Origin of the sequence: Hoeflea sp. (genome assembly GCF_039975035.1) — a bacterium.
Lineage (GTDB): Bacteria > Pseudomonadota > Alphaproteobacteria > Rhizobiales > Rhizobiaceae > Hoeflea.
On the sequence record NZ_JBDWHW010000050.1, the window covers coordinates 1 to 7,765 of the forward strand.

The 7,765-nt window shown below is 58.9% G+C and carries 5 protein-coding genes; 2 read left to right on the forward strand and 3 right to left on the reverse strand.

The annotated features are described in order from the left end of the window. Nucleotides 1-2,383: MFS transporter (locus ABJN75_RS03950; RefSeq protein ID WP_348437066.1), on the reverse strand; the 2,383-nt coding region annotated here is incomplete at its 3' end. A gap of 281 nt (nucleotides 2,384-2,664) precedes the next feature. Here ABJN75_RS03950 and ABJN75_RS03955 point away from each other — a divergent pair. Next, on the forward strand, nucleotides 2,665-3,399 hold the full coding sequence (locus tag ABJN75_RS03955; RefSeq protein ID WP_348437068.1) for a helix-turn-helix domain-containing protein: 735 nt from the start codon (nucleotides 2,665-2,667) through the stop codon (nucleotides 3,397-3,399). Between the two features lie 128 nt (nucleotides 3,400-3,527). Here the strand turns inward: ABJN75_RS03955 and ABJN75_RS03960 are convergent, their stop codons facing one another. Beyond that, the gene (locus ABJN75_RS03960) at nucleotides 3,528-5,417 is read right to left on the reverse strand and encodes a L,D-transpeptidase family protein (protein WP_348437070.1); all 1,890 of its coding nucleotides are present in this window, start codon (nucleotides 5,415-5,417) and stop codon (nucleotides 3,528-3,530) included. A gap of 182 nt (nucleotides 5,418-5,599) precedes the next feature. Beyond that, a complete protein-coding gene (arsB, locus tag ABJN75_RS03965; RefSeq protein WP_348437072.1) occupies nucleotides 5,600-6,661 on the reverse strand; it encodes an ACR3 family arsenite efflux transporter in 1,062 nt (353 codons plus the stop codon). 227 nt (nucleotides 6,662-6,888) lie between these two features. Here arsB and ABJN75_RS03970 point away from each other — a divergent pair. Then, the coding region (locus ABJN75_RS03970; protein ID WP_348437074.1) for a fumarate hydratase at nucleotides 6,889-7,765 on the forward strand (877 nt) is incomplete at its 3' end.

Consider the following 7,765-nt stretch of genomic DNA (forward strand, 5'->3'; position numbering starts at 1 on the left):
CACCGGTCAGGAAGAACAGCGCCATGAACGAGGCGAAGAAGCCCCAGAACGCACCCGGCTGTTCCTTGATGCCGATGAAGAAGATCACGCCGAACACCGCCACGATCATCGCCAGGAAGGTCCAAAAGGTAACCCGACCGCCGCCGAACTTGTCGGAAACCCAGCCGGTGGCGGCACGCGACAGCGCCCCGACGAGCGGCCCGAGAAAGACCAGTTGCAGCGCGTTGACTTCAGGAAACTGCAATTTGGTCAGGAGCGGAAACCCAGCCGAGTAACCGATGAAGCTGCCGAAAGTACCGGTGTAGAGCACGCACATGATCCAATTGTGCTTGCGGCTGAAGATGATCGACTGCTCCTTGAAGCTCGCTTTTGCGTCAGCGATGTCGTTCATCCCGATCCAGGCTGCAATGGTTGCCGCGATGATCAGCGGCACCCAGATGAAGCCGGCATTCTGCATCCATAATTGCCCGCCGTCCGACATGGTCTGCGGTTGGCCGCCCATGACGCCGAAGACACTGGTGGTGATGGCTATCGGCACTGCGAACTGCATCACCGAGACACCGAGATTGCCCAGACCGGCATTCAGCGCCAGGGCGTTGCCCTTTTCCGCCTTCGGATAGAAAAAGGCGATATTGGCCATCGACGAGGCAAAATTGCCGCCGCCAAAGCCGCACAGCAGCGCCAGAACCAGGAAGATCAGATAGGGTGTTTCCGGGTTTTGGACGGCATAACCGATGCCCATGGCGGGCAGCAGCAGCGATGCGGTAGACAGTGTGGTCCACAGCCTGCCGCCGAAGATCGGCACCATGAAGCTGTAGAAGATCCGCAAGGTTGCACCCGACAAGCCAGGAAGAGCGGCAAGCCAGAACAATTGTCCCTGGGTGAAGTCAAAGCCGATGGCCGGCAACCGTGCCACGACAACCGACCAGACCATCCAGACCGAGAAGGCCAGAAGCAGCGCCGGGATCGAGATCCACAGGTTGCGACGTGCAATGCGACGGCCCTTGCTCTCCCAGAACTCGGGATTCTCGGGCTTCCATTCCTCCAGCAGGTGAGCTCTCGCCTGCACCTCCGGAGTATGCATGTCCTGCATTTCAGGCAATTGCGGCAGCTTGCCCAGCGCATCGCCCTGCGCCGCCTGTTCCATTGCCCGCACAGACAGGTGCATCCATGTCAGCGAGATGGCGACGAGGATGAACAGCAGCGCGAAACTGCTGGTGTATATGCCGGTCAGATCGAGCAGCGCGCCGAAGCTGATCGGCAGGACAAAGCCGCCAAGGCCACCAATCATGCCGACCAGTCCCCCTACCGCGCCGACATGGTTGGGGTAGTAAACCGGGATATGCTTGAACACCGCCGCCTTGCCCAGGCTCATGAAGAAGCCGAGCACGAACAGAGTGATGACAAACGGCCATTGCCCCATCTGCGTACTGAAGGCGATCGGACCATCCTTGCCCATGATGACATAGTCAGTCGGCGGGTAGGACAGCATGAACAGCAGTACCAGCGAGAAGCCGAAGGTCCAGTACATCACCGCGCGAGCGCCGAACCGGTCGGACAGATGTCCGCCATAGGCACGGAACAGCGATGCCGACAGGGAGAACGCCGCAGCAGACATGCCGGCGGTGCGGATATCCAGATTGTAGACATCGACAAGATAATGCGGCATCCACAGAGCCAGCGCCACGAATGCACCGAAGACGAAGAAATAGTAGAGCGAGAAACGCCACACCTGCAGGTTTTTCAGCGGTGCGAACTGCTCGGTCAGCGAAGGTGACTTCAGTCCGGATTTGCGTTGCGCCACCAGCTTCGGATCGTCCTTGGCAAAGACAAAGAAGATCACCGCCATCAGCGCCAGACCGCCGGCCCAGACATGGGCGACGCCCTGCCAGCCATAGGCCACCATGATAAAGGGCGCCACGAACTTGGTCACCGCGGCACCGACATTGCCGGCGCCGAAAATCCCCAGAGCGGTACCCTGCCGTCCCGCATCATACCAGCGCGAGACATAGGCCACACCGATGATGAACGAACCGCCGGCAAGACCAATGCCAAGCGCTGCAATGAGGTACATCGTGTAGGAACTGGCCCAGGTGAGCATCCATGTCGCCGCCGCAGTGAGCAGCATTTGAACCGTGAACACGATGCGACCGCCATATTTCTCGGTCCAGACGCCGAGAATCAGCCGGGTCAGCGAACCGGTGAGGATAGGGGTCGCCACCAGCAGCCCGAACTGAAACTCGCTGAGCCCCAGTTCCGACTTAATCTCGATTCCGATGATCGAGAATATGGTCCAAACCGCAAAACAGGCCGTGAACGCCACTGTACTCAGCCCAAGAGCCCGCGTGCGTTCGCTGTCGGGTACATTTACCTTATCCAGCATTGTCTATCTCCGCATGGCGCGCCGGAAATCCCGTGCGCGATTTTGTGTCCAGCAACGGTCTTGATGGACGCTCGGATGCCAAAATCCATGCTCCTTGACCCATCTCGTTGATGCAGATCAAACCGTTCGGCATCCCCGCGAGCAATCGAACCGGAATTGCCAATGATCAAAGGCTCAAAACAATTATGTCATTTGCAGAGATGACATTTATCAATTGATGTGCCAGCAATAGAACGAACCCGAATTGAGTTCCGGCAAGTCAGGATTGAGGGAGAAAAGGCATGCGGGAGGAAGACAAACCGGAGATTCGGAGACTGCCGCTTTTCCGGGACATGAGCCCCGCGAATTTCGAGAAGCTCATGCAGGCAGCCTATGCGCAGTCCTTCCCCGCGCACCTCGAAATGATACGCCAGGGCGAGTCCGCGGATTTTCTGCACATTATGATGGAAGGCACGGTCGAGCTGTTTTCAAGATGGCGTGACCGCGAAACCACCATGGCGGTTGTCAGGCCGCTCTCGACCTTTATCCTTGCCGCCTGCATCAAGGATGCGCCCTATCTTATGTCGGCGCGGACGGTGGAGAAATCGCACATCATCATGGTCCCGGCCAAGGATCTGCGTGCAACATTCCGGCTTGATCCCGAATTCGCCATGTCGACGATCACCGAGCTGGCAAGTTGCTACCGGTCCGTGGTGCGCCACGCCAAGAGTCTGAAACTGCGCAATTCCAGGGAGCGGGTCGCGGCCTATATCTATCGCCAGTCCAAAGTCGCGGGAAACGCCGCCAGCTTTGTGTTGCCCGTGGAAAAACGATTGCTCGCATCCCTGCTTGGCATGACGCCAGAGAACTTTTCGCGCGCCATCAAGTCGCTGCGGGCCGATGGTGTCGCCATGGACGGGATGCGTATCATCATCACCAACCTGAAATCGCTGCAAGCGGTTGCAGGTCCTGATGCGCTGATTGACGGAAGCGATCCGATTGCCGATCACTCCGCGACAAGTCTGGCCCACCTGTAACGCTGGAGACGCTTTGCACAGTACGCCCGGACTGTTTCAACGCGGGCTCCAGGCATGTCACGCTCAAACCTTCTGGTTTAAGCGTGACAGGAACAAGCCAAACGCCGGAACGCGGGTTATTTCGTAAATCAGGAAGTCCGGGCTTTTTCCGTGGCATCAATCGCGCGCCGCAGGTAGTTGTCACGGTCGTACACGTCACTGAAATACTCGACCTTGCCGTGTTCGTCCGGCCAGGCGGTGAAGTAGGCAACGTGAACCGGGATCTTGCTGGGCAGATTGACCTGCTTGTTCCGGCCACCGGCAATGTAGCTGCCAATGTCGGCGACCGACGTGCCCAGCACTTTTGCCGCCATGGCGCGAGGATCCTGCAGACGAACGCAGCCATGGCTCAGGGCGCGGGAATCACGCTGGAAAAATGATTTCGAAGGCGTGTCGTGCATGTAGATAGCGTGGGAGTTGGGGAACAGGATCTTGAGCTCACCCAACGCATTGCCATCGCTTGGCGGCTGACGCACGCCGATGTGGCTGGTCTTGCTGATTGTGTTCCAGTTGATTGCGCTTGAGGCCACGGCGCGCCCGCCGGAGGTCACTTCATAGCCAAGCCGGTCCAGATAGGACGGATCAGCGCGAAGCTTGGGCAGCATCTCGTTGACAATGATTGACTGCGGCACGCCCCAATAGGGATTGAACTCGACAAGCTCGATCTCGTCGTCAAAGAAATTGGTCTGATTGGATTTCTTCCCAACCACGACCCGCATGGAGAGTTCCGCCTTGCCACCATTGTAATAGGTAGCGGTATAGGCTGGCTGATTGATAAATACCCGGCGCGAGGCAAGCACACCGGGCAGCCAGCGTGACCGTTCCATCGCCAGCAAAACCTTCTCGATCTTGTCCGCATTGGTGATACCGACAAGTGCACGCCGCGTCGCCGGCCCGACGACGCCGTCGGGCTTGAGGCCGGCTTCCTTCTGGAAATCCTTCACCAGCGCCACGATCTCGTCGTCATATTCCGGTTTGCCAGCATAGCTTGCCAGCACCAGCGCATGATCGGCCTTCAGTGCATCGCTGCCCTTGAGCGCGATCGCCGCCATCACCTTGGAAAGTTCAGGATTGGATCGTCCCGGCTTGAGCAACAGATCCTCGGCAATATTGACACGCTCGCCCTCATCAAGATCCTGCAAGCGTTTGAGTTCTGCCTTGAGCGCTTCGAAATGCGCACCTTGCGGATTTTGTGCAAGCAGTGCTTCAGCCGGATCGGCGGCCTTGGCGACAGCTTCGAGCCGGTCCGCCAGATCAGGGTTTTTGCGTTTGAAATCATGGTATCCGGAAATCCGGTTGGGATCGACGCGGCCGCGGGTTGCGTCAAGGATATAATCCGTCACCGCCACCGAAAGCTTCATCTCGAACGCCATCAGCTGTTCCTGCCGTTCGGTGCCGCGAGTGACATCGAACGCATCGTCCGGCACTTCGACCTTGTAGTCCGCCGCCGACAATCCAACCGCATCGGCATCCTCAAGCACCGCCACAACCGCACGCGCGCGTTCGGTGACCGAGGTACCGGCGACCCAGAGATAGCGCGGATCAGTGGAATAATGGTCGATCACCGCCTTCGCGGTTTCGGGCAAGGCCCGCAGCGACAGGTCTGCCAGCACCGGGCGGCCTTCGGCAAAGGGATCGATTCCCAGCGGTGAAAGCCCCATATCATCGATCGCGCCGGTGACAACCGGATCGGAAAGCTTGTTGAAATCGACGGTTACCAGCGTATCGGGCTTGTAGGTGTGATAGCTCGGCCCCTTGATCCGCGCCACCGGCTTGACCGGCTTGGCCGGCTGGGCTGCGGTCACGGCTTCCGGCCGTGCCCGTTGCCGCGCCATTTTTTCGCGCTGGCGCTGAGCCGGGCTTTTGAACAACGCATCAAGCAAACCCTGCGCCTGGACCGGCGGCGGAGCCACCACCACGCCGGTGAAAGTAACCGCGACGGCGATCATCGCCACGCCTGCCCGCATCTTAATATTCATATCCAGCCCAGATTGTTGTGCGGTGCCCTGCAGGCCTACGCGTTCAAGTCAAATCACCCGTTGTGGGCAGACCGTAGCAAATCACTGGTTCAATGAAAAGAATGCGGGGCAACATCTTGTCGCCCGATTGCAACCTGACAAATGAGCGGGGCGAACCAACGACAGCACTGATCACAGCCGGCTTAGTCCGGCGCCTTCGTGGCCATCCGCCGCGACAGGGCCGGCGCCAGATCGTACCAGCCCTTCGACCGGTTGACGACCCAGACCAGCGACAGCATGACCGGAACCTCGATCAGCACCCCGACCACGGTGGCGAGTGCGGCACCCGAATTGAACCCGAACAGGCTGATCGCCACGGCAACCGCAAGTTCAAAGAAGTTGCTGGCTCCGATCAGCGCGGATGGTCCGGCAATCACATGGGTCTCCCCGACCACCCGGTTGGCAATATAGCCAATACCGAAGATCAGGTAAGTCTGGATGATGATCGGCACGGAAAGCAGGACAATGATCAGCGGCTGGGCAAGGATCGCCTGTCCCTGGAAGGCAAACAGCACGACCAGCGTTGCCAGCAGCGCCAGGATGGACAGCGGCTGCAGTTTGGCAAGCAATCCATCCAGCTTCGCTCCACCGCCCGCCGCCAGAACCCGGTTGCGCAGGACCTGAGCGATGATCACCGGCACCACGATATAGAGCGCCACCGACAAAAGCAGGGTCTGCCACGGCACGGTGATCGCGGAAATGCCCAGGAGCAAAGCCACGATCGGGGCAAAGGCAATGACCATCACCAGATCGTTCACCGTCACCTGGCTCAGGGTAAACAGCGGATCTCCCCTGGTCAGATTGCTCCAGACGAAGACCATGGCCGTGCAAGGCGCCGCACCAAGCAGAATCAGCCCGGCGATATAGCTGTTGATCTGGTCGGCGGGCAGCCACGGCAGGAACAGCCAGCCGATGAAGAACCACGCCATGACGGCCATGGTGAAAGGCTTGATCGCCCAGTTGACGATGAGGGTAACCGAAATGCCGCGCCAGTGACGGCTGACCTGCCCCAGCGATGCAAAGTCGATCTTGACCAGCATCGGAATGATCATCATCCAGATCAGCACCGCAACCGGCAGATTGACACTGGCAATTTCGGCCGAGCCGATCGCCTGGAAGACGGACGGGAAGACATATCCGAGGCTTATGCCGGCAACGATGCACAGCGCGACCCAGAGTGTCAGGTACCGCTCAAACGTCGACATTTCATACTCCTGCAAATTGAAACCGGAAGCCTGGCGGCAAGGTTGGGACTGCAGCACCAGGCTATCGCAACCAGCGCAATCAGTTCAATTCCATAAATCATGATATATGGACTTATTCAAGCGAAACGTCGTGCTCCCCAGCCAATGCCGCAATTGCAATTCATCAGCCTTCATCCTAAGACCGCTGAACACACATCAGTGGCAGCAGGCGACCGGAAAGGCATCCCGTGGCAAACGATCTCTTCCCTCTTGGACCCGACACGACACCATGGCGAAAGCTGACCGGCGCCCATGTCGGCGTTGAAAGCTTCCGTGGCCAGGACATCCTGACCGTCGAGACCGACGGATTGCGGCTTTTGGCCGAGGCGGCGTTTGGCGACATCAACCATCTGCTCAGGCCGGCACATCTCAAGCAATTGGCAGCCATCCTCGACGATCCGGAAGCGACTGAAAACGATCGCTTTGTCGCGCTCGACCTGCTCAAGAACGCCAACATCTCCGCCGGCGGCGTGCTGCCGATGTGCCAGGATACCGGAACCGCAATCATCATGGCCAAGAAGGGCCGCAAGGTCTGGACCGAGGGCGGCGATTACGAAGCTCTGGCCGGTGGCGTGCTCGACGCCTATGAGCGCCGCAATCTGCGCTATTCCCAACTCGCGCCGCTGTCGATGTTCGAGGAGAAGAACACCAAGACCAACCTTCCCGCCCAGATTGATATCTATGAGGAAGGTGAGGACAGTTATGATTTCCTGTTTGTCGCCAAGGGTGGCGGGTCAGCCAACAAGACGTTCCTGTTTCAGGGCACGCCCTCGCTGCTGACCCATGACCGCATGATCGAGTTCCTGCGCGAAAAGATCCTGACGCTCGGCACCGCCGCCTGCCCGCCCTACCATCTGGCGATCGTCATTGGCGGCACCTCGGCAGAAATGAATCTCAAGACCGTCAAACTCGCCTCGACCAAATATCTCGATGAGCTTCCGACAAGGGGATCGGAGTCAGGCCACGCGTTCCGTGACCTCGAAATGGAAGCCGAAGTCCACAAACTGACCCAGCAGATGGGGGTCGGCGCGCAGTTCGGCGGGAAATATTTCTGCCACGACGTGC

What these genes read in the sequence shown, in the direction of transcription:
- arsB (WP_348437072.1), bottom strand. Translation starts at nt 6,661, where the DNA reads ATGTCGACGTTTGAGCGGTACCTGACACTCTGGGTCGCGCTGTGCATC.
- ABJN75_RS03960 (WP_348437070.1), bottom strand. Translation starts at nt 5,417, where the DNA reads ATGAATATTAAGATGCGGGCAGGCGTGGCGATGATCGCCGTCGCGGTT.
- ABJN75_RS03955 (WP_348437068.1), top strand. Translation starts at nt 2,665, where the DNA reads ATGCGGGAGGAAGACAAACCGGAGATTCGGAGACTGCCGCTTTTCCGG.